Genomic DNA, 26,382 nt, shown 5'->3' with positions numbered 1-26,382 from the left:
CGCCCGTGTTGCGGACGCGCACGGTCGCCGTGAAGGATCCGTCCGTCGGGGCGGACTCCTCGACCGCCAGCTCCGTCCGGGCGAAGGCCGTGTACGAGAGGCCGTGGCCGAACGGCCGCACCGGCGTGCTGTCGGCGGAGGTCACGTCCGACGGCCCGCCGAGGATCGGATGCAGGTACGAGAACGGCTGCGCCCCGGCCGAGCGCGGCAGCGAGACCGGCAGGTGGCCGGAGGGGTCGACCCGTCCCGAGACGACGCCCGCGATCGCGCCGGCGCCCTCCTCCCCCGGGAAGAAAGCCTGCAGCACGGCGGCGGGAGCCGACGGCCCGTCGAGCGCCCAGCCCACGGCGTAGGGGCGGCCGGTCAGCAGCACGAGCACGACCGGGGTCCCCGTCGCCACGACGGCCTCGACCAGCTCGCGCTGGCGGCCCGGGAGCTCGAGGCTCTCGACGTCGTTGCCCTCGCCGACCGTGCCGCGGCCGAACAGGCCCGCCCGGTCACCGACGACCACGATCGCCACGTCGGAGTCGGCGGCCGCCCGGACCGCCTCGGCGATCCCGGAGGCGTCGTCCCCCTCGACCGAGCAGCCCTCGGCGAGCAGCAGCTCGGCCGAGCCGAACTCGCCGGCCAGCGCGTACGCGACCGTCGGGATCTCGAAGCCCAGCGGCACGCCCGGGTGGTGCGCCAGCACGTGGTTGGCGAAGGAGTAGCAGCCCATGAGCGCGGGCGCGCTGTCGGCGTTGGGGCCGATCAGCGCGAGGCGGCGCGGCGCAGCGAGCGGCAGGACGCCGTCGTTGGCGAGCAGCACCACCGACTCCTCGGCCAGGCGGCGGGCGATGTCACGGTGGGCCGGCGAGTCGAGGTCGATCGACTCGGGGGCGTCGTCGAAGCGCGCGTCGAGCAAGCCGAGCCGCTCCTTCTGCGCGAGCACCCGCAGCACGGCCCGGTCGACGAGCGCCTCGTCGGCCTCCCCGGCCCGGATGCGCGCGGCCAGCGGCGCGAGGAACGCGTCGCCCGTGGGCAGCTCCACGTCGATCCCCGCGGCGAGCGCCAGCTCGGCCGCCTCGCCCAGGTCGGCGGCGACCGCGTGCATGAGGTGGAGGAACGCGACCGAGAAGTAGTCGGCGACGACCACACCGTCGAAGCCCCAGCGCTCGCGCAGCACGCCCGTGAGGTAGGCGGGCGTCGCTCCGACCGGGTCCCCGTCGATCTCGGCGTAGGAGTTCATCACCGAGCGGGCGCCCCCGTCGCGGATCGCCATCTCGAACGGCGGCAGCAGCACGTCCGCGATCTCGCGCGGCCCGGCGTGCACCGGCGCGTGGTTGCGGCCGCCGCGGGAGGCGGAGTAGCCGATGAAGTGCTTCAGCGTCGCGTCGACGCCGGTGGACTGCAGCCCCTGCACGTACGCGGTGCCGATCGTGCCGACGACGTACGGGTCCTCGGCGATGCACTCGTCGACCCGGCCCCAGCGGGGGTCGCGGATCACGTCGAGCACGGGCGCCAGGCCCTGGTGGATCCCGAGCTCGCGCATCGAACCGCCGATCACGGCGCCGAGCTCGGCCACGAGCTCCGGGTCGAAGGAGGCGCCCCAGGCGAGCGGAGTCGGGAACGTCGCGGCCTGCCAGGCGGCGAGCCCGGTCAGGCACTCCTCGTGGACGATCGCCGGGATGCCCAGCCGCGTCTCCTCGACGAGCCGGCGCTGCTCCGCCCACAGCCAGCGGGCGCGCTCGAGCGGATCGACGGGGCGCGTGCCGTAGACGCGGGTCAGCTGGCCGATCCCCTCGCGGGTCGCCTCGGCGTACCCGGTCGAGGTGGCCATCTCTCCGGCGAGCGGGGCGACGACCTCGCCGCCCTGGTCGACCCAGTAGCCGACCAGCTGGGAGAGCTTCTCCTCCAGCGTCATCCGGCCCAGCAGCTCGGTGGTGCGGGCGGACGGGGCCTGGGGATCCTCTGGTGCGTGCGGTGCGGTCACGGTGCGACCCTCTCTGCGGGTGGGGCGACGGGTGCGGACGGGACGGGGGACGCGGCGGACGGGCGGAGCGATCCGCTCATCCCTTCACCGCCCCCGTCAGCCCGCCGACGATGCGGCGCTCGAAGACGCTGAAGAAGATCAGCGCCGGGATCATCGACAGCGACACGAAGGCGAGCACCTTCGCCGTGTCGACCGAGTACTGCGACGAGAACGCCTGCACTCCGAGCGGGAGCGTGAAGGTGGACTCGTTGTTGAGGATGAACAGGGGCAGCAGGTAGCTGTTCCAGCTCGCGATGAACGCGAGGATCCCCGTGGTGATCACGCCGGGCATCGCCAGGCGCACGACCATCCGGAAGAAGAAGCCGATCCGGCTGCAGCCGTCGATGAAGGCCGCCTCCTGGATCTCGTCCGGGATCGCGCGGAGGAACGGCACCAGGATGATGATCGTGGTCGGCAGGCCGAACGCGATCTGCGGCAGCACCACTCCGGCGAGCGAGTTCATCAGGCCGAGGCTCTTGATCACCAGGTAGAGAGGAGTGATCGCCACGGTCATCGGGAACATCAGGCCGGCGGCGAAGAGCGCGTAGAACACGCCGCGCCCGGTGAAGTCGTAGCGGGCCAGGACGTAGCTCGCCATCAGGCCGAGCACGACCACGCCGAGCGTCGTCGCGAGGCCGGCGATGGTGGAGTTGCCGACCTCCTGCCAGAAGACGCCGCCGGTGATCACGTCGAGGTAGTTCTGCACGTTCCACGGCGAGGGCAGGCCCGCCGGGTCGGTGGTGATCTGCGCGTTCGTGCGGAAGCCGCCGAGGATGATGTACGCCACCGGGGCGAGCATCAGCGCGATCACGACGATCGCCACGACGTAGGCGATCGTGGTGCCGCGGCCCAGGGGCTGCCGGCGCCGCTTCACCGCGAGAGGCCGAGGGGTCTCCGGAGTGATCGGCGGGGCCGTCATCGTCGTGCCGGTCATCGCTTGTCTCCCGTCAGTGCGCCCGCCGTGTCGCGCCGGAGCACGAAGCGCTGGTAGAGCAGCGCCACCACGAGCGAGATCAGGAACAGGACCACCGCGACGGCGTTCCCGTACCCGTAGTTGCCGGCGTTGCGGCCGTTGGTGACCAGGTAGATCGCCATGGTCGAGGTGCCCGCGGTCGAGGACACGTACTGGCCCCAGATGATGTAGACGAGGTCGAACAGCTGCAGTGCGCCGATGATCGACAGGAACGCCCAGATCCGCAGGGTCGGCGCGAGCAGGGGCAGGGTGATCCGCCGCTGCACCTGCCAGTAGGAGGCGCCGTCGATGGCCGCGGCCTCGGACAGCTCCTCGGGGATGCCCTGCAGACCCGCGAGGAAGAGGATCACGGCGAAGCCGATGTACTTCCACGTGATGATCAGCATCAGCGTCCAGATCGCGATCGCCGGATCCGAGAGCCAGTCCTGCTTCAGCGCGCCGAGGCCGACCTTCTCGAGCAGGCCGTTGACCGCGCCGCTGGTCTGGAGCATCAGGCTCCAGCCGGTGCCGACGACGACCTCCGAGATCACGTACGGCACGAAGATCAGGACGCGGATGATCGACTGCCCGCGCAGCTTGCGGTTCAGCAGCAGCGCCAGGAGGATCGCGACCGGCCCCTGGAGCACGAGCGAGAGCACCACGATGATGCCGTTGTGCGCGAGGGCGTCGTGGAAGGTGGGGTCCTGCAGGATCGTCAGGTAGTTGCGGAAGCCGACGAAGTCCGTCGGCACTCCGTAGCCCTGCCAGCTGAAGAAGCCGTAGTAGGCCGCCATCACGACCGGGAAGATCACGAAGGCGAGGAAGACGATCAGCGCCGGGCCGACCAGGAGCGCGATCTCGAAGCGCCCCGCCCAGCCCACGCTGCGGCGGCGCCGGCGCACCGGAGGCGTCGAGGTGACGCCTCCGGTGCGCGCGGTCCCGCGGGGCTCATCCACTCCGAGGAGCGGGCTCTCGCGGAGTGCCATGGTGGCTAGGCCTTCGCCGCGGCGGCGTTGACGGCCTCGACCAGCTGCTCGGGGTCGCTCTTGCCGGCCAGCAGGTCGACGACTCCGACGTTCAGCGCGTTGCCGACGTTGAGGCCGTAGACGGTGTCGAGCCACTGCGAGACGTACGGGGCCGAGTTGTAGGCCTCGAGGATCTGCTGCAGGTACGGCTCGGTGACCGCCTCCTGCGCAACGGTGTTCACCGGGGGCGCGTTGAAGGCCGCGTAGTACTCCTTCTGCACGTCGGAGGTGGCCAGGTAGTTGAGGAAGTCGACGCACTCGTCGGGAGCGCCCACGGAGCAGGAGTAGCCGTCGACACCGCCCATGATCGCGCCGGCCTCGCCGTCGCCGCCGTCGATCTCGGGGAACGGGAACCAGCCCAGGTCGGGCAGCGGCTTCTCGTCGGGGGTGAGGGAGGCGATCACGCCGGGGTTCCACGCGCCCATGAGCTCCATCGACGCCTGGTGGTTGGCGAGGAGTCCGGCCGAGCTGCCCGCGCCCTGCTGGGCGGCGGTCGTGAGGAAGCCCTCGTTGAACGGCTCGGTGGCCGAGAAGTCCTGCAGGTCCTCGCCCGCGCGGACCCAGCAGTCGTCCGAGAAGTCCTTGGTGTCGGCCGCCTCGGCCATGGTGTCGGCGCTGCACTCGCGGAGCGCGAAGAAGTAGTACCAGTGCGCGGCGGGCCAGGCGTCCTTCGCGCCGAGCGCGACGGCCTGGGCTCCGCTGCCCTTGATCTTCGTGATCGCCGAGTCGAGCTCGTCGATGGTCTTCGGCGTCTCGGTGACGCCCGCCGCCGTGAAGAGGTCCTGGCTGTAGAACAGGCCGCCCGGGAGGACGGCGACCGGCATCGCCCAGACCTTGTCGTCGAGCGTGTTCGCCGAGAACGAGCCCTCGGGGATCTCGCTGCGCGCCTGGTCCGAGATGCCGCCGGTGAGGTCCTTCAGCTGTCCGCCCGCGACCATGGCGGCGAGCTTGCCGCCTCCGCGCTGGAGGAAGACGTCGGGGGCGTCGCCCGAGTTGAGCGCCGTCTGGAGCTTGCCGTCGAGGTCCTCGTTCTGGATGGCCTGCGACTCGATGGTCACTCCGGGGTTCGCGGCCTCGAAGTCCGCGATCGTCTTGTCCCAGAACTCCTGGCCGGGGCCCGTGGTCGAGTTCTGCCAGAGGGTCATCGCGACGGTGCCGTCGCTCGATCCCGAGTCCTGGGCCGAGCAGCCGGTGAGGGCCGCGACCGTGCCGAGCAGGGCTGCTGTCGCCACTGCGATCTTCCTGAACTTCATCGTCCAACCGTTCTCTTCATCGAGGGCGCCGCCTGGTGCACCGGCGCCGTGGGGGTTCCCGCCTTCGCGGGTGGAGTCAGTGTCCGCAGTGCTTGCGAAAGTGGTCAAACGTTTTCGAAATGGTTTTCGAAGCACGGGTTACAGTCGGCCACATGACCACCCGACCGACCATCCACGACGTCGCCGCTGCCGCCGGAGTCTCGGTGGCGACGGTGTCCAAGGCCGTGAACGGCCGCTACGGCATCGCCCCGTCCACCGCCACCCGCGTGCTCGAGGTCGTGCGCGAGCTCGGCTACGAGTCGAGCCTCGTCGCGAGCAGCATGCGCTCCCGGCGCACGGGCGTGATCGGCGTGCTCGTCGCGGGGTTCGAGCCGTTCAGCGCCGAGATCCTGAAGGGCGTGGGGTCGGTGCTGGCGGAGTCGCGGTTCGACCTGCTCGCCTACTCCGGCTCCCACGAGGGCGAGCAGGAGGGCTGGGAGCGGCGCTCGCTCAGCCGGCTCAGCGGCACCCTCATCGACGGGGCGATCATGGTGACGCCGAGCGTGGTGAGCGCCCCCTCCGACATCCCGCTCGTCGCCGTGGACCCGCACACCGGCCGCGCCGACCTGCCGACCGTCGAGTCCGACAACTTCGGCGGCGCCCTGCTCGCCACCCGCCACCTCGTCGCCCTCGGGCACCGCCGCATCGGCTTCGTCGCGGGCCGCGGCGACCTGCGCTCGGCGCGGCTGCGGGAGGCCGGCTACCGGGCGGCGCTGGCGGAGGCCGGCATCGCCTTCGACGAGCGCCTGCTGCGGGTGGGCAACTACCACCGCGACACCGCCCGGCGGCCCGCCTCCTCGCTCCTGTCGCTGCCCGACCGCCCGACCGCGGTCTTCGCCGCCAACGACGTCTCGGCGCTGGCGATCATCGAGACCGCCGCGCACCTGGGCCTCGCCGTGCCGCATGACCTGTCGGTGATCGGCTTCGACGACGTGCCCGAGGCCGCTCGCTTCGATCCGCCGCTGACCACCGTCCGCCAGCCGATGCAGACGCTCGGAGCGACCGCCGCCGAGATGCTGATCGCCCTGATGGCCGGGCGCGAGCCGCGCTCGCTGCACGTGCAGCTGCCGACGCAGCTCGTCCGCCGCGCGACGACGGGACCGCCGGCATGAGCGGCGATGGGACCGCCGGCATCGGCGACGAGCTGGAGGACGACGGCCCGACCGCGGTGCACGCCGCCCTCTTCGACGCGCTGGAGCTGGTGGACCTGCCCGCGCTCGAGGCGCTGCTCGACGAGCGCTTCGTGATCGAGCACCCGACCGGCCTGGTGCAGTCGCGGGAGGAGTGGCTCGCCGACATCGACGAGGCGCGCAAGGAGTACCACGAGATCGACCACGTCGAGAGCGCCCTCTCGGGCGGCGCCGCGCACCCGGTGCTCACCTCCCGCACCATCACCGAGGCGACCATCGGCCGCCTGCACGCGACCTGGCGGCTCCAGCTGACGAGCCGCCTCGTCCGCCGCGACGAGGGGTGGGTGATCACGCGGACCGTGGTGACGAGCTGGTGAGGCGGGCGGACCGGCGCGTCCGTGGCCGGCTGCGGGCGCGGCGGGCAGGATCGACACCGTGCTCCTCCAGGTCGTGACCCGCTCCGCCCGCCCGGCCGCCGAGATGTTCGACCGGGCGCGCGACATCGACCTGCACACCGCCTCGCAGGCCGGCGCTCGCGAGCGCGCGGTGTCCGGGACGACCACCGGGCTGATCGGCCTGGGCGAGCACGTGACCTGGAGCGCCCGGCACTTCGGCGTCCCGCTCCGGCTGACCAGCACCGTCACCGCGCTCGACGCCCCGCACTCCTTCGTCGACGAGCAGACCCGCGGGCCCTTCGCGACCTTCCGGCACGAGCACCGCTTCGAGCCCCACGGCTCCGGCTCCGTGATGATCGACCGGCTCGAGTACTCCGCGCCGCTCGGCGTCCTCGGGCGGATCGCGGAGCGGCTGGTGCTCGACCGGCACCTGCGGCGGCTGCTGGAGGAGCGCGGCGCGTTCCTCGCCGGGGGCGACCGGTGAGGCTCCTGATCCGGACCCTGCTGACGCTCGTCGCCGTCGCCGGGGTCCTCTCGCTCGCGACGACCTCGGTCCTGTTCGCCCTGTCCTCCCTCGACACCGGCCGGGACCCCGGCGAGCTGCTCCCCCCGCTGGCCCGAGCGCTTCTGGCGACCGCCGTGACTGCGGCCGTCGGCGGGCTCCCCTACTCCGCGGGACGGGGTCGCGCGCCCTGGCCGGTCCTCTGGTCGGCCTCCGCGGTCTGCATCCTCGCGATCGCCTGGATCGTGGTCTCGATCGCGGCGTGGACCGACGCGGGCGACGGGACGGACGCCGTCGTCACGCTGCTGACCGTGGTGCCCGCGGCCTGCTGCTCGATCGCCGCGGTGCCGGTGACCGAGCTCGTCCTCCGGGTGGGAACGCGCAGGATCGACGCCCGCTAGCGGATCCGTCCCGCCGCTTGACCTTGACGTTGCGTCAACCCGTACCGTCGCTTCCATCGCCGCCGGAGTCCCCGGCGACGCGGAGACGGAGGGCGCTGTGAAGCAGGAGTGGACCGTGCACGAGGTGGCGCGGCTGGCCGGCACGACCAGCCGGACGCTGCGGCACTACGGGGCCGAGGGGCTGCTGCCGCCGAGCCGGGTGGGCGCGAGCGGCTACCGCTACTACGACGCCGCCGCGCTCGTGACGCTGCAGCGGATCCTGCTGCTGCGCGACCTCGGTCTCGGGCTGCCCGAGATCGGGCGGATCCTGCGGCGCGACGCGGAGCCGGTGGCCGCTCTCGAGCGGCACCTCGACGTGCTCCAGGAGGAGCGCCGACGGCTCGACCGCCGCATCCGGGCGGTCGCCGGGACGATCACCACGATGAGAGAAGGGAACGGGCCGATGGCCGAGGAGATGTTCGACGGGTTCGACCACGCGGAGCACCGCGAGGAGGTGGAGCGCCGCTGGGGTGCTCCGGCGTACGCCGACGGCGACCGCTGGTGGCGCTCGATGAGCGCGGAGGAGCGCGAGCAGTGGCAGCGGCGGCAGGCGGACCTCGCCGACGCGTGGACCGCCGCGGCGGCGAGCGGGGCGGGTCCGACCGGGGAGGAGGCGCTCGCGCTGGCCGAGCGGCACCGCGCCTGGCTCGCCGAGGTGCCGGGCACGCCCCGCGACGCGTCCGGCGGCCCGAGCGACGAGTACCTGCTCGGGCTCGGCGAGATGTACGTCGACGACGAGCGGTTCTCGGCGCACTACGGCGGAGTCGCCGGCGCCCGGTTCGTCCGCGACGCGCTGCGGGCGCTCGTCGAGCGGCGGGGATGACGGAGGTTCCGTCGGCCGGGCCGCGACCCCGCTCCGGAACGGCATGATCGCCTCATGGGACGCATCCGATTCAGCAGTCCGGGCTGGGACGAGGACACCGACCGGGGACCTGCGCCCGACCCCGACCGCGGCCGGTACTCCCGGGACGACGGGGCGAGGTTCACCGCGGTCACGCTCACCTGCCTGTCGGTCCTCCCCGCGATCGTCCTCACTGCCGCGTTCCTCCTCGTGCGGCTCCCTCCGCTCGACCGCGACGACCAGCCCGACTGGACGGCGCCGCGCGCGGAGGTCCTGGCTCCGTGGCTGCTGCTGTTCCTGCTCCCACCGCTGGTCACGGGACTGCTCGCCCGTCTGGTCGGCGGGCGGGACTCCTCCCACGGGTTCGGTCGCTCCGCCGCGGTCTGCCTCGTGGTGATGGCGCCGTTCCTCGGGCTCTCGGCCCTGTCGCTCCTCGGCTAGGCGCTGCCGCTCACGCCTGCAGGACCACCGCGCCGTAGTGCGTGCCCGCGCCCGTGCCCACCAGCAGCACCGACTCCCCCGGCTGCACGCGCGAGCGGTGCAGGGCCAGCGGGATCGCGCTGCCGATCGTGTTGCCGACCTCGCCGAGCGTGATCGTCATCCGGTCGCGACCCCAGAGGCGGGCCATGCCCTCGAGCCCGGCGGCGCTGGTCTGGTGCGGGACCACCCGGTCGATGCCGGGGAGCCCTCTCGAGAGACCGGGCCGCACCTCCTCGAGGAACGCCGGGAAGTGCCGCAATGCGTCGACGAGCAGCGCCTTGCCCTGCATGTCGAAGCGGAAGTCGGCGAGCCGGTCGGGCGCCTCCTCGATGCGGATGCGCGAGCCGAAGCCGCGCAGCTCCGCGTGGCGCACACCGCTCGGGCGGGTGCGGAAGTGCGTGGTGACCAGGCCCTGGCCCGGCGTCAGGGCGCGTCCGATCACGACGGCGGCGGCCGCGTCGCCGAAGAGCAGGGCGCTCTCGGGCTGGCCCGGGTCGATGCCGCGGCTGCCGCAGTCGGTCGAGACGATGAGCACGGTGTCGGCGCGACCCGTGGCGAGGAGGAACCCCGCCTCCTGCAGCGCGAAGAGGAACGACAGGCAGGTGGCGCCGACGCTGTACGCCGAGACGTCGTCGAGGCCGAGGCCCGCCGCGAGCAGCGCGCCTCCGTCCGGGATCGCCTGCAGCTGCGTGCCCGAGGCGTTGAGCACCACGTCGACCGTGTCGAGCCCGGCCGCCGCGAGCGCCCGGCGGGCGGCGAGCAGGCCGAGCTCCAGCGGGTCCTCGTCGTCGGTGACCCAGTGGCGGGTGCGCACGCCGGAGCGGCGCTCGGCCTCGTCGGCGGGCAGGCCGCAGAGCGCGGCGACCTCGGCGGTCGTGACGATCCGCTCGGGCAGCGCTTCGCCCGTGCCGAGGATGCGGAGCGGGAGGAGGTCGGGCACGTGGGCCCCTTCCTGCCCCGGGACGTGCGGAGCGAATCCCTGTATAGCGCGCCTCTGCGCTTCTGCGTGCCGTGTCGGCGCGGTTTGACGGCACGGGCCCCCGCCGACACCATGGTCCCGGAGCGGGGGACGGATGGACGCGCGCGGTTTCTGGGTGGTCGTGCCCTTCCTCAACGAGGAGAAGCTGCTCGGCGGCGCCCTCGACGCGCTCGCCCGCCAGACCGATCCGGACTTCACCCTCCTGCTCGTCGACAACGGCAGCACCGACGGCTCGCGCGCCGTGATCGAGGAGTTCCGCCGCCGGTGCCCGGAGCGGCAGGTCGCCGTGATCGACGAGGCGCAGAAGGGCACGGGAGCCGCCTCCGACACCGGCTTCCGCCACGCGATCGCCGAGGGCGCGACGGCCGTCGCCCGCACCGACGCCGACTGCCTGCCGAGCGCCGACTGGGTGGCGCGCCTCAAGGCCGACCTCCGCGGCGGCGCCCGTTTCGTCGGCGGCCGCCTGTCCCCGCGGCGGGACGAGGCCGTCTACCGCTGGTACGACGGCGTGCTCGGCACCGCGCTGATCCGCCTGATGGAGCACGCGCCGGGCGTCTTCTACCGCCGCCCCGGCCAGCGGTACCGGATGTTCATGGCCGCCGGCTGCAACCTCGCGATCGACGCCGCGCTGTACCTCCAGGTCGACGGCTTCCCGCGCTCGAGCATCGACGACACCGACGAGGACCTGGAGCTGCACCTCAAGGTCTGCCAGGTGATCGGGCGGAGCGAGGCGCTGCTCGACAAGGACGCGGTCGTGCTGATGTCGATCCGGAAGGGCAAGGCGCTCGGGTACCTGGGGATCCTGCTCTGGTACTGGGGCCGCAAGCGCGGGCTGGAGGTCGTCGATGTCCGCTGAGCGCCGGCGCCGCGTGCTGATCACCGGGGCGACGGGCTTCCTCGGCGGCTACGCGGTGCGCGAGTTCCTGGCCGCGGGCGACGACGTGCTCGCCACCGGTCGCGCCTCCGAGGCGCTGGCGCGGCTGGAGGAGGAGGGCGCCACGGTCCTCCGCGCCGACCTCGCCGAGCTGGGCGCGACGGACGTCGAGGCCGACGTGCTCGTGCACGCCGCCGCTCTCTCGAGCCCGTGGGGCACGTGGAGCGAGTTCGAGCGCGCGAACGTCGCGGGGACTGAGGCGATGATCGCGCTGGCCGAGCGCTGCGGGATCCGCCGCTTCGTCTTCGTCTCCTCGCCGAGCATCTACTCCGCCCGCCGCCACCAGTACCTGGTGCGGGAGGAGGAGGTCGACACCGGCAGCCGGATGAGCCTCTACATCCGCAGCAAGATCGAGGCCGAGCGGCTGCTGCAGGAGGCGCACCGCGCCGGCCGGATCCCCGAGCTCGTGATCCTGCGCCCCCGCGGCCTGATCGGCGTCGGCGACCCCAGCCTCCTCCCCCGCTTCGTCGCCGCGAGCCGCCGCCGCGGCATCCCCCTCTTCGACGGCGGTCGGAACCCCGTCGACATCACCTGCGTCGAGAACGCCGCGCACGCGCTGGTGCTCGCCGCCGACGCTCCCGTGGCCGACGGCGGCGTCTACAACATCACCAACGGCGAGCCCGCTCCGCTCGGCGACCTCCTCGAGCGCTTCTTCGCCGCGATGGGCGAGGAGCCGCGCTTCATCCGGGTGGACCTGCGCGTGCTGACCGCGCTCGCCGAGATCCTGGAGCGGGTGTACCGGCTGCTGCCCGGCCGCGAGCCGCCGTTCACCCGCTACACCGTGGCGACCCTCGCCTACGCGCAGACCCTCGACATCTCGCGGGCGCGGACCGAGCTCGGCTACGAGCCGACCGTGCCGCTGGCCGAGGGCATCCGCCGGGTCGGCGAGCACCTGAGGAGGACGCGTGGCTGAGTCGTCGCTGCAGGTGATGGCGTGCGGGAGCACCGTCTTCCCGCTGTCCCGGGTGTTCCGCGGGAAGGGGCTCCCCCGCCGCGTCTTCCCCTCGAACGTCTTCCTCTACACGCACGCGAGCGGCCGGCGGGTGCTCGTGGACACGGGCTACCCGCCGACGTTCCGCGGGACAGGCCTCGTCGGACGGCTGTACGAGCGGATCCTGCCCGCGACGTTGCCGGACGACGAGACCGTCGACCAGCGGCTGCTCGCCCTCGGCCTGACCCCGGCCGACGTGGAGTTCGTGGTGCTCACGCACCTGCACCCGGACCACGTGGGCGGCGTGCGCTGGTTCCCGGACGCGACGTTCGTGCTGTCGTCGGGCCAGGTCGCCTCCGTGCGGCGGAACCGCGTGCGCGAGGGGATCTTCCGCGCGCTGCTGCCGCCGTGGTTCGCGGCCGGGATCGTGGCGGACGAGCAGCCCGCGACGACGATCAAGGGGCTGACCGGATTCGACCTGTTCGGCGACGGGTCGCTGCTCGTGGTGCCGCTCCCGGGGCACGCACGCGGGCACCTGGGGGTGCTCGTCGAGGGGCGCGTGCTGGTGGCCGGCGACGCGGCGTGGGGGCGGGAGTTCCTCGGCTGGTCGTCGCGCCTGCGCCGGCTGCCGCGGTTCATCAGCGACGACGCGCGGTCGCACGAGCGGACGTCCGAGTTGCTCGAGCGTGTGGAGGCGGCGGGGGTGCGGCTGTGCTTCTCGCACGACGCGTATCCGGAGGGGGACGTGCGGCTGGGTGGCGCGGCACCCGTCGGCAGGAAGTCGCCGACCTGACGGCGGGACGGCTCGCGTCGTACCCTCTCGTCCATGACGGACTACGCCCGACCGGCAGTCGCGGACCGCGTCTTCATCGGCGAGGACGGCCGACCCATCCCCTACGGCACTCGCTGGCAGGGTGAGTCGCCTCCGGACGAGAGCTACTCCGTCACGAGCGATCTCGAGCGTTTCCAGCCGCTGCACACCGTCGCGGACGCCCTGCTCGAGCACCTCGAGCGCACCTACGACGTCACGGTCGAGGACGACCCGGCCCTGGCCTCACGAGACGAAGCGGAGATCTCCTGGGCCGCCCGCGCCGTCCGCGTGACGCCGCGGTCGGTCGACGCCGCACCTCTGACGATCGTCTGGACCGTCTTCCCCGGCGTCCTCCTCCACGCCGGAACACTGCACCGCTTCAACTACCCCGTCTGCGGCTGCGACGCCTGCGACGACGAGTGGACCGCCCTCGCGGACGACCTCGAGCGCACCGTCTTCGACGTCGTCGCGGGCCGCTACGAGGAGAGCATCGCCGCCGGGAAGGACGGCATCATCGTCGGCTACCGCATCGGGAGCGGCAGTGAGCTCGGCTGGTCGAGCGGCTACAGCAACGACGTCGGGGTGCATCACAGGATCGGCCACGACGGGCAGCAGCTGACCGCGCCCTTCAGTCGAGTGTGGGAGGCCTGGCCGGAACGCTGACGCCGCGGCCGGCCGATCCTCGCGAGGTCATCGACCTTGTCCGAAAAGTGAGGCGCCTCCCGCCTCGGGCCGCGAGATCTCGAGTTCCGATGCTCGACCAGCCGGCGGTCGTCAGCGGGGCAGGTGCTCGTAGGGGACGCGGCGGCTCAGCCAGGTGAGCAGCCCGGCGGCGAGCGCCGCGATCGCCGCCGGGATGAGCAGCAGCCAGAGGGCCGATGTCACGGCGACGAGGACGAGCGCCACCGCGGCGACGCCGGCGCCGATCGCGAAGTTCCAGCGCACGTCCGTCGCCACTCCGCCCTCCGGTCGCGCCCACAGCACGACGAGGGCCGTCGCGATCGGCCCGAGCAGCAGCCCCAGCACGAACCAGCGCCAGCGCGAGCGGCCCTTCTGCTCGGCGAGACCGGCGGTGACGATCGCGAGTCCGAACCAGATCCAACCGGAGTCCTGGGTGAGTGTCATGCGTGGAGCCTAGGGCGCGGGCAATATCACCCCGGCGAGGTCGCCGATCGGGCACGTGGGCCCGTCGCCCGCATCTCCCGCCCAGCGGTCCACGGCACGGCCGCCGACCTGCACCGCTACCCGGGCACCACCACGAAGGCGACTCCGACGACGACGCCCAGCACGAGAGCCACCGAGCCGAACCCGATCAGGAGGGCGAACGTCAGCGGACGGGTCTCGCGGAAGCTCATCGTGCCGGGGATCAGCTCGTTGATCTCGGCGGGGCTCAGCGTCTTCTCCGGGGCGGGCGGCGCCTCGATCTCCCGCCGACGAGCGGCTCCGGTCAGGCGCGCCCACACGCTCCGGCCACCGGTGTGCACTCCACGCGCCGCCGGCAAGAGCGGCGTCGTCACGGCGGCGACGACAGCCCGCAGATCCTCGATCTCCCAGTCCGCCCCGCGGAGCCGCAGCGACCGGCTCCCGTCCGACAGGAACAGGATCAGCGACGGGGGGAGATTGATCCCCTCACTGTTGGGGCCGGCGGGCACCCACGCGAGCAGCGCCTTCACCGACGGGTCGGCGCGCTCGAAGGCCACGACCCTGCCTCGAGCGTCCGTGCACTCGATCGCCCGGTCCGAGATCCGGAGCGACGCGCTGGCGAGGAACCGCCGGTTGCGGAGCGCCAGCACTCCGACGATCACCAGAGCCACCACGGTGGCGAAGCCGAACAGCCCGAGGTAGACGGCCAGCGCGGCACCGCGGTCGTCGGCGATCACGACTCCCCAGACGCTCCCCGCCAGCAGGACCAGCGCGGGGAGGACGGCGACGGGCCTCAGGCGTCGCGACTCGTTCTCCTGCCGGGCCCTCGAGGGCCGGAACTCGCGAACCGGCTCCGAGCGGTCCGCCCGTCGCCGCTCCATCAGGCCGAGGCGACGGACGGAGAGCCAGTGCGGACGCGGTTCCGAAGAGGGTCGTCGAGGATGCGGCGCATGGCGTCAGGGTAGCGGTGGCTTTCCGTCGGGTCGCGCTCGCGACCGAGCCTTCGCGTTGTTCCAGCATCGCGCGATCCTCTCGTGTCCTCTCTCTTCTTCGACGCCCCTCGCCCAATCACCGGAGGGTGAGCGGACGCGGCGCGCCTGTCGGTCCGCGCGGGATGTCACCGCACGACAGGTCGCCCCCTCCCGGGGTACCGCCGCCGAGCACGATCATCCGAGCGAGGGCTCGTCCGGGTCGACAGACTGGGCTGGTGTCCTCACCGATGACGATCCGCGCCGTGCCGACCTCGGCCCAGCGTGAGGAGATGCACCTCAGGCTCCATCTCGCAGAGAGCAGGCGAGTGCTGCCTCTCGCGGCCGTCCCCGGCGATCGGCCTCCTCAGGACCTTCCGTACCGGGCAGCGCGCTCGACGCACGCGGGACGCCTGGCGCGGCGGCAGCCCGCCGGGTTCCGAGCGCCCTGACGCGACTCCCGCGCCGCCGACGACACCACGCCCCCACTCGACGCCCCACGCACCCACTCCAGACAGGACCCGCCATGACCTCCTCCCTCTCCCACCCGGCGAGCCGCTGGGCTCTCGACCACATGCCCCTCACCGCGCAGGCCGTCCGGGAGCTCGCTCCGGTGCTCTCCGGGAAGAAGCTGGCGATCTGCCTCCACGTCGAGCCCAAGACCGCCGCCCTCGTGTCGCTCCTCGTCGAGGCCGGAATGGACATCGCTCTGACGGGCTCTCCCGGAACCACGAAGGACGACGTCGCCGACGACCTCCGCGCCCTCGGCGTGCACGTGCACACGGAGCAGAGCGACGGCGAGGCGGAGCACCTCCGCAACATCGAGGAGGTGCTCGAGCACGACCCCGACCTCACCCTCGACAACGGCGCCGACCTCACCCTCCGCCTCATCGACTCGGGCGTCCCGGACCACTACCTCGGCGGCACCGAGGAGACCACCACCGGCGGCATCCGCCTGCGGGAGAACAGCGCGACCCTCCCGCGACCGGTCGTCGTCATCAACGACTCGCCCCTCAAGCTGATCGTCGAGAACGAGTACGGGGTCGGCCAGAGCGTCGTCCAGGGCTTCATGAACGCCACGAACCTCATGATCCCCGGCACGCGCGCCGCGGTCATCGGCTACGGCCCGTGCGGACGCGGAGTAGCCGACACCCTCTCGCAGCTCGGAGCGCGGGTCTCCGTCGCCGACGTCGACCCGATCCGCTCGCTGCAGGCGATCCTCCGCGGCCACCGCGTCGGACCCGTCGCCGACGTCCTCTCGGACGCGCAGTTCGTCTTCACCGCTACCGGAGCACCCGGCGTCATCGGCGCGGCGGAGATCGACGCGTTCGCCGACGGCGCCGTGATCGCCGGCGTCGGCCACTTCCCGTGGGAGATCGACGAGGACGCCCTCGCGGCCGCCACGGAGTCGACCACCGAGTTCGCCGACGGACAGCGCCGGCAGGGCATCCGCCTGAAGAACGGCAAGCGGATCGTCCGCCTCGAGAACGGCCGGATGATCAACCTCACCGCGGCCGGCGGCAACCCGATCCAGGCGATGGACCTCGGCCTGACCCTGCAGGCACGGAGCCTCGCCGCTGTCGTCACCGCGGACCTCGACGCCGCCGTGCAGCCCGTCCCGGCCGACGTCGAGCACCGCATCGCGACCGACCTCGTCGCCCTCCTCAGCCGCTGAGGAGCGCCGGGCAGGAGGGCCTCGTCGGGCGCAGCGGGTCGGGATCACGACCCCGCTGCGCCGACGTCGTCGCGGTTGCCGACAGCAGGAGCAGGCATCCGTGGCCGCTCCCGCGAGGCCGAATCAGCGGGCCCGCCCGGCTCACGGGCCCGTCACTCGCGGCCGAGCCAGTCCGTGATCGCGCTGACGACGCGGTCGAGGTGGGACTCGAGCAGGAAGTGCCCGCCGTCGACGAGCTCGATGCGCGCGCGGGGCGCGTCGCGGAGGAACGCCTGGGCGCCGGCGGGGGCGAAGATCTCGTCGTTCCGGCCCCAGACGGCGAGGACGGGGACTCCGGACTCGCGGATCCACGCGTACACGAATTATGAAGTGACACAACTCAGTTTCAGTGGCAATCTCGACATGCAGAAGATCACAAGCGTTGCATATGCGTTTGACTACAAGTTTTCTGCCGCATCAATCGATGCCGCAGCTTGCGCCTTATCACGCTGCTCGTTTGAAACCGACTCCAACAGCTCCGAAGCGAAAATGTCGTCAGTCTCTAGTCTGATATTGAAGAGAATTTGCGCATAGGTGTGCTGAAGTGGTTCATCATACCGCCAGCGTCCGTCTGGGGTATTGCGTAATAGACCACCTCGCTCATCGCTAGCGAGCTGAGGCAGAAAGGCGCTCAAGTTTCCAGCCGGGTACCCTGGCGTCGATTCCTTGATCTGTGCCAAGATCTCGGCATGCGTGCCGCCACGCTCAGGAAGGCCAGCAATCGCTCGAAGGATTACGGCGCAATTATCGAATTTTCGTACGCGCTTAAGAAAGACTCCCTTTTCAAAGTCCTCCTTCATATTGCCGCTCATCGAGCGGGCGTACGATCGCGCTGCGAGCACGAGAACATCGTGCGTTATAAGCCGAGCCTCTCCCAGAACGGGCGTCTCGATGCCTAATTGTTGGAGGCATCTCAAGGCCAAAGCGTGGGTTGCGCTTGCCACACCAGAAGATAACCGAATTATTTCGTCTTTAACTTCGGAAAAATCGACATTCAAGAGAAGCGCGCCCTTCTCTAGGATTTGGCTCAATTCTTCGGGTGTCAGCGGCTTTACCGAAAGCTGCGCAACCCGAGTTTTGACATCAGCCGGAGCTCGAACAATTGCTCCTGCCGTTTCGGCCGCGCCAAGTACAACTACGCCCGTGCGCTTGCTTGCCCTGTTTACAAAAACCTTCAACAAGTCCGCGACCTGCTCTTTTACTTCCGGTTTAACCTTGTGAAGGTCTTCGATAATCCAAGTTATTTGCCGCTGAGCCAGTTCTGCCTCGACTCGTTGAGGTGTCAACTGGGTTTTAACGACGGGCTGAGATACGCTTCCTTGCGTGTCTTCGCTTTTCAAATGACTTTCAATTTTGGCTGCAACGACATCCGAACCAATGGATCCGCCGATTTCGGAGCCTATGCTGTTCTCGGCGGATAGGTCACTGATCGCAAATACACCGAGTTCGTCGAATACCGATGCTAGAATCTCCGTGTAGGTCGTCGCTCCGGTGCAGTGTGTCGAAAGATGCTTGCGACCAAGGTCAAGTAGACTGTGGTCTACAAGACTTGATTTTCCTGCACCCGATTCGCCATATACAATGATTTGTGTGCCAGGCGTGCGCAGTGCTGCTTGTAGATCGCTTTGAACTTCACCTCGTCCGATAAACCCGCGTTTTGCGGAGGAGGTCGGAGTGAAGACGTCCTCAGCGAGGATCGGCCTGAGTGGTTGCGGAGGAGCGGCCTGAACCTTCTCAGCCCTTGGCTTCCGCCTGAACCAGTCAAAAACTCCCATTGCTACCTCCGTCGACGCGTCACAGCTTAGCGGCTGTCGCGAGCACGCTGGGCGACGCCCATCAGGCTGAGCTTCAGATGCCGGGTCCTGATGCTGGCTCGATCCTGCGGAGGTCGATCCGCGCAGGTTCGCCGTTACGTCGATGCGCCTAAAGTTCACGTTTACGAGCGTCGCTGTGGCGAGAAACGCAATGTCGAAGCCCGTTATGCAGAGGTCTCGGAACCATAGGGATGCGGAGCGTCTCGTTGGACGGCTCAAACCAGCGTCCGTCGTTGTGTGAGGACGCGCGGGCGTTGATCTCGCAACTGTGGCGTGATACCCCGCGGGGCGCCGGTCGCGTAGCAGGCCGCTGCGAGTCGTTTGCTGTCTACCGATCGCCTTGCAAAACAGTAGCTTTTTGAGACGCATCGTTCAGCGCTCGTTCAGCGCTCACGGATCCGGATTTTTGGGATGTCGGTTATCTTGCGAAAATATACTGCCGTGTTTCGTCTCAGGTGGGGACTGGAGGGTATTTTCGAGTCAGAATGACGTCGTGAGGGTTCTGGGCGATACGCGTGTGAGTACGTCGAGTTAGGACGCGCAGCTGCAGCTCGACGCGCTCGTCGCCGCCGACGTGCAGAGGCGCGGCGTCCTCGCGAACGTCACCTCGGGGAGCAAGACCGCGATCGAGCGGACCGGGATGAAGAAGCTCACCAGCGACACCGTCGTCGTGTGGTGAGTCGACCGACTTGGCCGTCCGCTGCTCGACATGCTGAACACGGTGAACCTGCTGCGAGAGCGCGGTGTGCAGGCCCGGTCGATCTCTGACGACATCGCCCGTCGACGTCGACGGGCCGGCTGATACTGAAATGCTCGCCACCTTCGCGGAATACGAGCGGGAGCTCATCGCGGAACGGGTCAACGCCGGCATCACCGCAATGCGTGCGAACGGAACTCGCTTCGGCCAGCCTCCGTCGGATCCAGTCGTGATCGCGGACAAGCTCGCGATCGCCGCGGACGCTCGCGGTCGCGGCCGCACCGCCGGAGGACGCTGCTCGTCTAGTCCGGCGGAGTCGCGCGACGCTCTACCGCCACCAGCAGGCTCAGACGACCCGCGAGAGCGCAACGATGTAGCTGATTTTTGGCGACATGATGCGATCACAAAAGGTTGCCTCCGGACAAGCAACTTCGTAAAACGCGTGTGACCACCGGCCGTGTATGCCATAACGGACTCCTACACACGCAGCGCCCCCAGTGGCAGTGCGCCAACGCTACACGAACTAAACCTGGCAGCCTTCATACAGACGTAGCGCGGCGCTGACCCGAGGAACCTCACGATTCACCAAAGTTGCGGAACGCTCGCCTCTCGAACATGAGAACCGGCTACGTTCGGTTCATGCTCTCCCACAACATCGCCAGCTTTGCCGGAGGACTGAGCGCCAAGCTTGCCACCCGGTCACGGCATGTCTGCACGTTCTTCGGAGCCGGAACATCCAAAGCATGCGGGCTTCCCGACGTCGCTTTATTGACCCAGAAGATCCTTGCTGGACTGACAGCCGACCAGTCCTCATCTTTTTCGCGCCTTACATCGTCCCGCAATCTCGAACAGGCCCTCAGTCGGCTCAGGAGAATTCAAGCAGTGGTTGATGGAGCCGACATCGTAGATGGGTTGACACGAAAAGAGGCTAGAGATCTCGACTTGGAGATTTGCAGACTTATAATTGCAGAACTCTCAACAGTTAGTAACCTAACGGGTCCTGCTGACAATTTAGCAGCGTGGGTTGCCCGCGCGGATTACTTGCGGCCTGTCGAACTCTTCACGGTCAACTACGACTGCGTAATCGAGACTGCTCTTGAAGCCATAGGAGTACCGTATTTCGACGGTTTTGTCGGAACTTGGAAAGCTAGGTTCAGGACTGACATGGTCGAGGCAAATCAGTCAGACCTTGAATCATTACTACCACCCTTCTTCGCGCGATTATGGAAGTTGCACGGGTCGGTCAACTGGTCATGGGATGCGGATAGTCCCACAGGTGAGGTCGTAAGATTGGGCACTACCGTTCCAAAGGATCAGATCGCAGCAATTTTCCCCTCGGACGCCAAGTACGAGGAATCCCGACGTATGCCATTCGTTGTCCTTCAAGACCGACTCAGACGCGCCCTTAATGAGCCAGAAACTCTCTTCCTCGTATCTGGCTATTCCTGGGCTGACGATCACCTCAATGAATTATTCTTTGAAGCGGCCGCTCGTCGGCCACGCTCTGAGATTGTCGCCTTTTGCTACTCCGAAATTCCCAGCAACCTTGCAAGAAAAGCAGAGCAAACACCGAATCTCCAAGTAGTTACGCAAAAAGAAGCCATTATCGGCGGCCTTCGCGCTCCGTGGGAGGGACCCGGCGACGGCGTGACACTTCCCGGTGACATTTGGGACGGAACGAACTGCCGTCTCGGAGATTTTGGCGCACTGACTAGCTTCCTCTCTCGTAGCTCTTCGGCCTTGACCTTTACCCCCAGAGTCGAATGAGTGGAGACCCAGATGCCACCGAAGGATGAAACGTATGTAGGGCGCGTGCGACATGTGCTTGGGTCGCAAATTACAGTCGAACTGGACCCCGGCCTAGCCGGTATTGCTCCAATTTATCGCGGGCAACTTCAACAGATAGGTCAAATCGGCTCCCTCGTTCGGCTACCACAGGGGATGGTAGACCTGATCGCTACGGTCACCCTCGTGGGCATATCCGAACTCACCGCCGGACCGGGCCCTCACGAAAGCTCACCCGCGGGCGAGAGGTGGCTTCAGGTGCAACTCCTCGGTGAGGTCGACAAGGGGACCAGGCAGTTTCGACGGGGAGTGGGTTCTTATCCAGGTCTCGACGATCCCGTGCACTTCGCCAGAAGTGAAGAACTCACATCTGTTTACCCCCCATCATCGACAACACATATCCGAATCGGACGTTTGTCCGCTGCTGAAACAGTTCCTATCGCCCTTGATGTCGACAAGCTCGTCGTTCGCCACTCTGCCGTCGTTGGCTCCACCGGATCAGGAAAGACCAGTGCGGTCGCCTCACTTCTCCAGGGCTTCGCCAACGGGTACTGGCCGGCCGCCAACATCGTAGTCATCGATAGCCACGGGGAATACTCCCATGCCCTGGAAGAGCACGCTTCGGTGAGAACAGTTCTCGGTAAATCAAACGATCGGCTCCACGTCCCCTTCTGGGCACTTCCAGCCGAGGACATCTTACGCGCTTTTATCGGGACAAATGCAGGTCCGACCACGCAGAAGACGTGGGCAACATTGGTAGCCGACTCGCGTCGAAAATTTGCTGACGCGGCGACCTGGCTCAATCTTGATCCGCAAGCAATTACCGCGGACACCCCTGTACCATTTGATATTCAAGAAGTTTGGCTTCAATTAGACTCTGAGAATAGGGAGACCCGTCGAACAAAAAGCGATCCAAATTCAGTTTGCCTTGAGTCTGCTGGAAACGCCTCAACGCTCACGTCGGCTTCCTATACGCCGCATGGTCCCGCGGGAGCCTCACCGATGCAGGGACCTTTTTTCGGAGTTCACGGGAGCACGCCTGAGCTTCTTCGCCTCGGCTTGCTCGACCCTCGTCTCGCATTCATGCTGAAGCCCGCCGGGACCACCGAGGGACCGGACCCGCTTGTGAGCGCCATTGATTCTTGGATTGGAGGAACACAACCCGTCTCGGTCCTCGATTTCTCTGGCGTGCCCGACGCGGCCGCCGAACTAGCAATCGGGGTAATCATGAAGCTTCTCTTTGACGTGGCGATACGCACGCCAGATGGAATCGACGGAGTAGGTCGCCCCAGTCCGATTCTTATCGTGCTCGAAGAAGCTCATCGCTACCTCGGAGATTCGGCGGCACCGATCGCCCGAAATGCCGCTAATCGGATAGCTCGGGAGGGTCGCAAATACGGAGTTGGACTCATGCTCGTAACGCAACGGCCATCCGACCTTCCCGACACGGCGTTGGCGCAATGTGGAACGATAATTGCCCTCCGCCTCAGCAACAGCGCGGATCAAGGCAGAATTCGAACCGCTTTACCCGACAGTGTCGCTGGTTTAGCGGAAACGCTTCCATCGCTCAGAACAGGTGAGGCCATCATCAGCGGTGAAGCACTTGTCCTACCGACCCGGGTCATGCTAGACAGACCAAACCCCTTGCCTCTAGCCGAAGATCCATCTCTCGATTCATGGCACGCAAACTCTGGAACGCGCGACGTGAGTGGTGCCTTGGCTGACTGGCGCGGAATTTATGAACAGGAGACAGAATGACCTTGAACTGGCAACCGGTTGCGTCCCATCGAATCGTCGCAGAGGCATACGACTCCGAGACGGAAACAATTTACGTGGAGTTTCCGAAAGGTGGCGTCCAATGGTGGTACTCGGCTTGTCCGCCCGACATTTGGGAACAGTTCACAGCGGACGGACAGTCACGAGGACAATTCATCCATCAGGTATTGGATCATAGGCCGAACGGCCGGTTCGCCTGACACTACATTTGGTTGCGCAGCTGTCACCAATCGGCTCGTCGGAGTACTTCCTGTTCCCTGTCAGGACCGAGGCGCTGTCTGCGTCTCCGAGATGGCCGCGTCGCCGACCATGTGCGCGAAGGCCCGGAACGCGGCCCAGGAATGCGAGGCCGCCACGCAGACGTGGTGCCCGTCGCCCAGACAGCACTAGCGCTAGGCGTCGGACGTCATCGTCGGCAGCGACCACACCTGGAGCATGACGGCAGCTTCTCGTTCCGCGGCCGTCGCGGAGCTCGCGGACCTGGTCGCGCACGCCGTGGGCACTCCGCGCGTCACCGGTGAGGGCGTCGTGTGGGAGCTGAGCGCTCCCGAGCCGGATCGCCTCGCGGTGCAGTCGGTCCTCGCCTGGTCCGCCGTGAACGCCCGCTTCCCCGGGCGGCTCCGCGCTTGCGCGAACGACGAGTGCAACCTCTTCCTCCTCGACCGCAGCCGCCCCGGCACCGCCAAGTGGTGCTCGATGGCGACGTGCGGCAACCGGATGAAGGCCCGCGCGCACGCGAGCCGGTCGCGGGTCTGAGGGCGGCCGGGAGGCACAGCGGCGAAGGCTAGGCGCCGCGCAGCCGGGCCGTCGATGCGGACGCCTGCGCTCGAGCCCGTTGCAGGGCCTCCTCGCGTCCGGCCGCGTCGAGGCGGGCGGGACCGTAGGTGACCACCGGGGGCAGGACGTCGTACCCGACGAACTCGAGCATCCCGCGATGGATGTGGAAGAGGAACGACTGCAGGTCGCCGAAGCCGTCGGCGGCGCCGGGCGCGAAGGCCGCTTCGCCGCCGCCCGTCGTCAGCAGGAGCATCGCGCTCCTGCCACGCAGGCCGCCCTCGGCGAAGACGCCGTGCTCGCCTCCGAACGTCGCGCCCATCACGAAGACGCGGTCGATCCAGCCCTTCATGATCGCCGGCATCGAGAACCACCACAGGGGGAACGAGAGCACCAGGAGATCCGCCTGCAGCAGATCGTCGAGATCGCTCGCGACGGGCTCCCCGAGCGTCTTCTCGAGGACCGCGGTCATCTGCTGCGCCTGCGGCTTGAAGTAGCCGGAGCCGGCCGCGAACTGGTCGCGGTGCAGCACCGGGTCCCGGCCCTCGGCGTACAGGTCGAGCCGGCGGACCTCCATGCCGTCGGCCCTCAGCTGCTCGAGGACCGCGTCCGCCTGCGCCGAGGAGAAGGACCGCTCCTCGGGATGGGCATGGACGAGCAGAGCGCGGCGAGCGGGAGCGGTCTCGGAAGCATCGGTCATGCCGCCGATCATATCGACGATTTGCGATACGTCGCTAGATCGAGGCTCCGAGCCGCTTCAGGAGCCCGTCGACGTCGGCGTCGCTCCTCCGGTAGTGGGTGTACTTCCCCACGCGCGTCGAGCGGACGAGGCCCGCGCGCTCCAGGGATCCCATGTACGACGAGATGGTCGACTGCGCGAGACCGCTCTTCGCGGCGAGATGGGTGACGCAGACCCCGAACTCGGCGCGGTCGGCGATCGGCTCGAACTCGCTGAACGACGCCTCGGGAGAGCGGAGCCACTCCATGATCTGCAGTCGCGTGGGATTGCCCAGCGCCTTCAGCACCTCGACCAGTCCCGTGTCCACCGCGCCATTCTCCCCTGCTCGCCGCCCGGGCGCCTCCGCGCCGGAATCACCCTCTGCCCCTACGCACCCCGCTCACGGCAGCAGGATCACCTTGCCGTCGAGCGTCCGGGACTCGGCGAGCTCCATCGCCTCGACGATCCCGGTAAGCGGGAAGCGGGCGGCGATGTTGGCCGTCAGCGAGCCGTCGGCGAGGAGTCCGAGCACGCGGCCGAGGTCCTCCTCGAGCCGCGCACGGAAGCGCGCGGGGCGCAGCGAGTGGCCCGCCCAGAGGTCGTAGAAGGCCGCGCGCCGGCCGTTGGGGGCCAGCTGGTAGGCCTGGATCCGCGCGAGCTGGCGGAGGAACGGGGGCCAGATGCTCCCGGTGCTCGCGCTGACGATCGCGTAGGCGACGAGGGTGCCGCCGGGCGCGAGCAGCGACCACGCCAGCCGGGTCGTCGCTCCGCCGACGTTGTCGAACACGGCCTGCACTCCGCCGGGAGCGAGCTCGCGCACGCGAGCGGCGAGGTCGGGATCGGCGTAGTCGACGGGCTCCACTCCGGCCGCTCGGAGGGCCTCGTGGTGGCGGGGCGAGGCGGCGCCGATCACGCGGATCCCCTCGAGGCGGGCGAGGCGGTGCACGAGGCCGCCGACTCCGCCGTTCGCGCCGAACAGGAGGATCGTGTCGCCGCGGGAGACCCGGGCCGAGCGGTGCAGCATCTGCCACGCCGTCACTCCGTTGACCACGACGGCCTCGGCGTCCTCGGACGCGACTCCGTCGGGGACGAGAACGCAGTCGCGGGCGGCGACGCGGGCGTGACCCGTCCAACCGCCGGTCTTGGTGAGGGCGGCGACCCGGCGGCCCTCGAGCGACGCGTCGCCGCCGGGGCCGACCGCGAGGACCCGGCCGACGAGGTCGTAGCCGGGCGTGAAGGGGAACGGCGGCTGGGCGAAGTAGCGGCCGCGGCGCATCGACTGCTCGGCGAACGAGATGCCGGTGGCCTCGACGGCGACGAGCAGCTCGCCGGCCGCGGGAGGCTCGACCGGCGCCTGCTCGAGGAGCAGCCCGGACGGCTCGACGATCCCGGGGAGGACGACGCGGGTGGTGGTGCGGGGAAGCGTGGTGGACATGAGGGGCTCCTGAGGTCGTAGGTGAGTGACTGAACAGTCACAAAAGCGGATATGAAAAAGGATGGTGGCGAAGAGGAGGAGAGGAAGAAGAGGAGGAGAGGCGAGCGCCGCGGACTCAGTCGCGGTGCCGGATGCCGTCGGAGACGATGCGGGCCCACTCGGAGTCGACGCCGCCGAGGTCGGTCTGCACGATCAGGTGACAGAGCTGCCCGTAGGCGACGAAGCGCTGCACGGCCGGGCCGTCGGCTCCGGAGACGACGGTGACCGTCCGGACGACCGCGGAGATCCCGCGGCGCACCGCCTCGCGGATCTCGGGGACGTCGCACGCGCTCTGCGCCTGCGACTGCAGCATGATCAGGTCGCGGTCGGCGATCAGGTCGATGTAGGCGACGGTCATCGCCTCGAGCCGGTCGGCCGGGTCCGAGGAGGGCGAGGCCTCCCCCGCCGCCGCGAGCGTGGTCGCCACCTGCTCGTAGCAGCGATCGACCGCGGCGACGAAGACGCCGAGCTTGCCCGGGAACAGGCGGAAGACGTAGGCGGGCGAGACGCCGGCCTCGGCGGCGACCTCGGTGATCGGAGTCGCGGCGTAGCCGGTGCGCGCGAAGACGTGGAGCGCCGCCGCGGTGATCCGCTCGCGCTGCGCCTCGGCGGTGGAGCGGGAGGAGGGGGTGGGCATGTGACTGATCGAACACTTACTTCGCTCGCATGTCAAGAGCGGCTGCCGGACGGATCGAGACTGCGGCCCCGATCAGGGGCACCTCCACGATCCGGTCCGGCACCCGGCAACGGCAGGCCTACCGATCGTGGAGCCCGCCGCACACCCCCTACCCCGCAC

At 69.0% G+C, this 26,382-nt stretch carries 28 protein-coding genes and 1 pseudogene; 16 read left to right on the top strand and 13 right to left on the bottom strand.

The features are described from left to right. The 4 genes from C5B95_RS15895 to C5B95_RS15880 all read right to left on the bottom strand — a co-directional run. Positions 1–1,903, bottom strand: a 1,903-nt coding sequence (locus C5B95_RS15895; RefSeq protein WP_104349599.1) for a glycoside hydrolase family 3 protein, incomplete at its 3' end; no start/stop codon positions are given. A gap of 145 nt (positions 1,904–2,048) precedes the next feature. After that, positions 2,049–2,945 carry a carbohydrate ABC transporter permease gene (locus tag C5B95_RS15890; protein WP_104224899.1) on the bottom strand — a complete coding sequence of 299 codons (897 nt, stop codon included), beginning with the start codon at positions 2,943–2,945 and terminating at the stop codon, positions 2,049–2,051. Further along, a complete protein-coding gene (locus tag C5B95_RS15885; RefSeq protein WP_104226347.1) occupies positions 2,942–3,949 on the bottom strand; it encodes a carbohydrate ABC transporter permease in 1,008 nt (335 codons plus the stop codon). Before C5B95_RS15885 ends, C5B95_RS15890 begins: the two co-directional genes overlap by 4 nt. 5 nt (positions 3,950–3,954) lie before the next feature. Then, the gene (locus tag C5B95_RS15880) at positions 3,955–5,241 is read right to left on the bottom strand and encodes an ABC transporter substrate-binding protein (RefSeq protein ID WP_104349598.1); all 1,287 of its coding nucleotides are present in this window, start codon (positions 5,239–5,241) and stop codon (positions 3,955–3,957) included. A 152-nt stretch (positions 5,242–5,393) separates the two neighbouring features. On the opposite strand from C5B95_RS15880, the gene C5B95_RS15875 reads away from it, so the two are divergent. From C5B95_RS15875 to C5B95_RS15850, 6 genes are all read left to right on the top strand, one after another. Next, on the top strand, positions 5,394–6,392 hold the full coding sequence (locus C5B95_RS15875) for a LacI family DNA-binding transcriptional regulator (protein WP_104224902.1): 999 nt from the start codon (positions 5,394–5,396) through the stop codon (positions 6,390–6,392). After that, positions 6,389–6,787: a nuclear transport factor 2 family protein gene (locus C5B95_RS15870; protein ID WP_104226345.1), complete on the top strand. Its 399-nt coding sequence runs from the start codon at positions 6,389–6,391 to the stop codon at positions 6,785–6,787. The genes C5B95_RS15875 and C5B95_RS15870 overlap by 4 nt, the downstream gene beginning before the upstream one ends. Before the next feature lie 58 nt (positions 6,788–6,845). Beyond that, on the top strand, positions 6,846–7,289 hold the full coding sequence (locus C5B95_RS15865) for an SRPBCC family protein (protein WP_258060045.1): 444 nt from the start codon (positions 6,846–6,848) through the stop codon (positions 7,287–7,289). After that, complete coding sequence (locus tag C5B95_RS15860) at positions 7,286–7,708, top strand: hypothetical protein (RefSeq protein WP_104325614.1); 423 nt, start codon at positions 7,286–7,288, stop codon at positions 7,706–7,708. Before C5B95_RS15865 ends, C5B95_RS15860 begins: the two co-directional genes overlap by 4 nt. A gap of 97 nt (positions 7,709–7,805) precedes the next feature. Further along, complete coding sequence (locus tag C5B95_RS15855) at positions 7,806–8,570, top strand: TipAS antibiotic-recognition domain-containing protein (protein WP_104349597.1); 765 nt, start codon at positions 7,806–7,808, stop codon at positions 8,568–8,570. A gap of 54 nt (positions 8,571–8,624) precedes the next feature. Next, positions 8,625–9,029: a hypothetical protein gene (locus C5B95_RS15850; RefSeq protein WP_104349596.1), complete on the top strand. Its 405-nt coding sequence runs from the start codon at positions 8,625–8,627 to the stop codon at positions 9,027–9,029. A gap of 10 nt (positions 9,030–9,039) precedes the next feature. Here the strand turns inward: C5B95_RS15850 and C5B95_RS15845 are convergent, their stop codons facing one another. Next, complete coding sequence (locus C5B95_RS15845) at positions 9,040–10,008, bottom strand: 3-oxoacyl-ACP synthase III family protein (RefSeq protein WP_104349595.1); 969 nt, start codon at positions 10,006–10,008, stop codon at positions 9,040–9,042. Positions 10,009–10,141: 133 nt separating this feature from the next. On the opposite strand from C5B95_RS15845, the gene C5B95_RS15840 reads away from it, so the two are divergent. Genes C5B95_RS15840 through C5B95_RS15825 form a run of 4 tightly spaced genes read left to right on the top strand, consistent with a single transcriptional unit; the run spans position 10,142 to position 13,386 of the window. Further along, positions 10,142–10,903, top strand: coding sequence for a glycosyltransferase (locus tag C5B95_RS15840; protein WP_104349594.1), 762 nt, complete (start codon positions 10,142–10,144; stop codon positions 10,901–10,903). Then, positions 10,893–11,894: an NAD(P)-dependent oxidoreductase gene (locus C5B95_RS15835; RefSeq protein WP_104349593.1), complete on the top strand. Its 1,002-nt coding sequence runs from the start codon at positions 10,893–10,895 to the stop codon at positions 11,892–11,894. The genes C5B95_RS15840 and C5B95_RS15835 overlap by 11 nt, the downstream gene beginning before the upstream one ends. Further along, a complete protein-coding gene (locus C5B95_RS15830; RefSeq protein ID WP_104349592.1) occupies positions 11,887–12,705 on the top strand; it encodes an MBL fold metallo-hydrolase in 819 nt (272 codons plus the stop codon). The genes C5B95_RS15835 and C5B95_RS15830 overlap by 8 nt, the downstream gene beginning before the upstream one ends. Positions 12,706–12,738: 33 nt before the next feature. After that, complete coding sequence (locus C5B95_RS15825) at positions 12,739–13,386, top strand: DUF6226 family protein (protein WP_104349591.1); 648 nt, start codon at positions 12,739–12,741, stop codon at positions 13,384–13,386. A gap of 111 nt (positions 13,387–13,497) precedes the next feature. On the opposite strand, the gene C5B95_RS15820 is transcribed toward C5B95_RS15825, so the two are convergent. Both C5B95_RS15820 and C5B95_RS15815 read right to left on the bottom strand, forming a co-directional pair. Then, the gene (locus C5B95_RS15820; protein WP_104349590.1) at positions 13,498–13,848 is read right to left on the bottom strand and encodes a hypothetical protein; all 351 of its coding nucleotides are present in this window, start codon (positions 13,846–13,848) and stop codon (positions 13,498–13,500) included. 116 nt (positions 13,849–13,964) lie between these two features. Then, entirely contained in the window at positions 13,965–14,747 is a 783-nt protein-coding gene (locus tag C5B95_RS15815; RefSeq protein WP_104349589.1) for a hypothetical protein, read from the bottom strand. A 613-nt stretch (positions 14,748–15,360) separates the two neighbouring features. Between C5B95_RS15815 and C5B95_RS15810 the strand changes: the two genes are divergently transcribed. Then, the gene (locus C5B95_RS15810) at positions 15,361–16,509 is read left to right on the top strand and encodes an adenosylhomocysteinase (protein ID WP_104349588.1); all 1,149 of its coding nucleotides are present in this window, start codon (positions 15,361–15,363) and stop codon (positions 16,507–16,509) included. A gap of 152 nt (positions 16,510–16,661) precedes the next feature. On the opposite strand, the gene C5B95_RS15805 is transcribed toward C5B95_RS15810, so the two are convergent. Together C5B95_RS15805 and C5B95_RS17260 are read right to left on the bottom strand one after the other, a co-directional pair. Further along, complete coding sequence (locus tag C5B95_RS15805; RefSeq protein WP_258060044.1) at positions 16,662–16,868, bottom strand: alpha/beta fold hydrolase; 207 nt, start codon at positions 16,866–16,868, stop codon at positions 16,662–16,664. 78 nt (positions 16,869–16,946) lie between these two features. Then, complete coding sequence (locus tag C5B95_RS17260; RefSeq protein ID WP_181068109.1) at positions 16,947–18,323, bottom strand: ATP-binding protein; 1,377 nt, start codon at positions 18,321–18,323, stop codon at positions 16,947–16,949. A gap of 583 nt (positions 18,324–18,906) precedes the next feature. Here C5B95_RS17260 and C5B95_RS15800 point away from each other — a divergent pair. The 5 genes and pseudogenes from C5B95_RS15800 (at position 18,907) to C5B95_RS15780 (ending at position 23,376) form a co-directional block, all read left to right on the top strand. After that, positions 18,907–19,436, top strand: a pseudogene (locus tag C5B95_RS15800) (recombinase family protein). A 238-nt stretch (positions 19,437–19,674) separates the two neighbouring features. Beyond that, positions 19,675–20,826, top strand: coding sequence for an SIR2 family protein (locus C5B95_RS15795; RefSeq protein ID WP_219813862.1), 1,152 nt, complete (start codon positions 19,675–19,677; stop codon positions 20,824–20,826). A 174-nt stretch (positions 20,827–21,000) separates the two neighbouring features. Beyond that, on the top strand, positions 21,001–22,602 hold the full coding sequence (locus tag C5B95_RS15790) for an ATP-binding protein (RefSeq protein WP_219813861.1): 1,602 nt from the start codon (positions 21,001–21,003) through the stop codon (positions 22,600–22,602). After that, positions 22,599–22,820, top strand: a complete 222-nt coding sequence (locus tag C5B95_RS18125; RefSeq protein ID WP_104261365.1) for a KTSC domain-containing protein — start codon at positions 22,599–22,601, stop codon at positions 22,818–22,820. Before C5B95_RS15790 ends, C5B95_RS18125 begins: the two co-directional genes overlap by 4 nt. Positions 22,821–23,055: 235 nt before the next feature. Continuing rightward, positions 23,056–23,376 carry a CGNR zinc finger domain-containing protein gene (locus C5B95_RS15780; protein WP_104349587.1) on the top strand — a complete coding sequence of 107 codons (321 nt, stop codon included), beginning with the start codon at positions 23,056–23,058 and terminating at the stop codon, positions 23,374–23,376. A gap of 28 nt (positions 23,377–23,404) precedes the next feature. Here C5B95_RS15780 and C5B95_RS15775 read toward each other — a convergent pair whose 3' ends face one another. From C5B95_RS15775 to C5B95_RS15760, 4 genes are all read right to left on the bottom strand, one after another. Beyond that, positions 23,405–24,094, bottom strand: a complete 690-nt coding sequence (locus tag C5B95_RS15775; RefSeq protein ID WP_104349600.1) for an NAD(P)H-dependent oxidoreductase — start codon at positions 24,092–24,094, stop codon at positions 23,405–23,407. 34 nt (positions 24,095–24,128) lie between these two features. Then, positions 24,129–24,440: a helix-turn-helix transcriptional regulator gene (locus C5B95_RS15770; protein ID WP_244230566.1), complete on the bottom strand. Its 312-nt coding sequence runs from the start codon at positions 24,438–24,440 to the stop codon at positions 24,129–24,131. 72 nt (positions 24,441–24,512) lie between these two features. After that, a complete protein-coding gene (locus C5B95_RS15765; protein ID WP_104349586.1) occupies positions 24,513–25,547 on the bottom strand; it encodes a medium chain dehydrogenase/reductase family protein in 1,035 nt (344 codons plus the stop codon). A 115-nt stretch (positions 25,548–25,662) separates the two neighbouring features. Continuing rightward, positions 25,663–26,223, bottom strand: coding sequence for a TetR/AcrR family transcriptional regulator (locus tag C5B95_RS15760; RefSeq protein ID WP_104349585.1), 561 nt, complete (start codon positions 26,221–26,223; stop codon positions 25,663–25,665). Between the last annotated feature and the right edge of the window lie 159 nt (positions 26,224–26,382).

Origin of the sequence: Rathayibacter sp. AY1A7 (genome assembly GCF_002930845.1) — a bacterium.
Taxonomy (GTDB): domain Bacteria; phylum Actinomycetota; class Actinomycetes; order Actinomycetales; family Microbacteriaceae; genus Rathayibacter.
Note: the sequence above shows the minus strand (reverse complement) of the source record. Positions and strands in the feature narration are given on the sequence as shown.

Excerpts from the sequence above, each read along its gene's own strand:
- C5B95_RS15890 (WP_104224899.1), bottom strand. The coding sequence starts at position 2,945 with ATGACCGGCACGACGATGACGGCCCCGCCGATCACTCCGGAGACCCCT.
- C5B95_RS15885 (WP_104226347.1), bottom strand. The coding sequence starts at position 3,949 with ATGGCACTCCGCGAGAGCCCGCTCCTCGGAGTGGATGAGCCCCGCGGG.
- C5B95_RS15880 (WP_104349598.1), bottom strand. The coding sequence starts at position 5,241 with ATGAAGTTCAGGAAGATCGCAGTGGCGACAGCAGCCCTGCTCGGCACG.
- C5B95_RS15875 (WP_104224902.1), top strand. The coding sequence starts at position 5,394 with ATGACCACCCGACCGACCATCCACGACGTCGCCGCTGCCGCCGGAGTC.
- C5B95_RS15870 (WP_104226345.1), top strand. The coding sequence starts at position 6,389 with ATGAGCGGCGATGGGACCGCCGGCATCGGCGACGAGCTGGAGGACGAC.
- C5B95_RS15850 (WP_104349596.1), top strand. The coding sequence starts at position 8,625 with ATGGGACGCATCCGATTCAGCAGTCCGGGCTGGGACGAGGACACCGAC.
- C5B95_RS15840 (WP_104349594.1), top strand. The coding sequence starts at position 10,142 with ATGGACGCGCGCGGTTTCTGGGTGGTCGTGCCCTTCCTCAACGAGGAG.
- C5B95_RS15835 (WP_104349593.1), top strand. The coding sequence starts at position 10,893 with ATGTCCGCTGAGCGCCGGCGCCGCGTGCTGATCACCGGGGCGACGGGC.
- C5B95_RS15825 (WP_104349591.1), top strand. The coding sequence starts at position 12,739 with ATGACGGACTACGCCCGACCGGCAGTCGCGGACCGCGTCTTCATCGGC.
- C5B95_RS15820 (WP_104349590.1), bottom strand. The coding sequence starts at position 13,848 with ATGACACTCACCCAGGACTCCGGTTGGATCTGGTTCGGACTCGCGATC.
- C5B95_RS15815 (WP_104349589.1), bottom strand. The coding sequence starts at position 14,747 with ATGGAGCGGCGACGGGCGGACCGCTCGGAGCCGGTTCGCGAGTTCCGG.
- C5B95_RS15810 (WP_104349588.1), top strand. The coding sequence starts at position 15,361 with ATGACCTCCTCCCTCTCCCACCCGGCGAGCCGCTGGGCTCTCGACCAC.
- C5B95_RS17260 (WP_181068109.1), bottom strand. The coding sequence starts at position 18,323 with ATGGGAGTTTTTGACTGGTTCAGGCGGAAGCCAAGGGCTGAGAAGGTT.
- C5B95_RS15795 (WP_219813862.1), top strand. The coding sequence starts at position 19,675 with ATGAGAACCGGCTACGTTCGGTTCATGCTCTCCCACAACATCGCCAGC.
- C5B95_RS15790 (WP_219813861.1), top strand. The coding sequence starts at position 21,001 with ATGGTAGACCTGATCGCTACGGTCACCCTCGTGGGCATATCCGAACTC.
- C5B95_RS18125 (WP_104261365.1), top strand. The coding sequence starts at position 22,599 with ATGACCTTGAACTGGCAACCGGTTGCGTCCCATCGAATCGTCGCAGAG.
- C5B95_RS15780 (WP_104349587.1), top strand. The coding sequence starts at position 23,056 with ATGACGGCAGCTTCTCGTTCCGCGGCCGTCGCGGAGCTCGCGGACCTG.
- C5B95_RS15775 (WP_104349600.1), bottom strand. The coding sequence starts at position 24,094 with ATGACCGATGCTTCCGAGACCGCTCCCGCTCGCCGCGCTCTGCTCGTC.
- C5B95_RS15765 (WP_104349586.1), bottom strand. The coding sequence starts at position 25,547 with ATGTCCACCACGCTTCCCCGCACCACCACCCGCGTCGTCCTCCCCGGG.
- C5B95_RS15760 (WP_104349585.1), bottom strand. The coding sequence starts at position 26,223 with ATGCCCACCCCCTCCTCCCGCTCCACCGCCGAGGCGCAGCGCGAGCGG.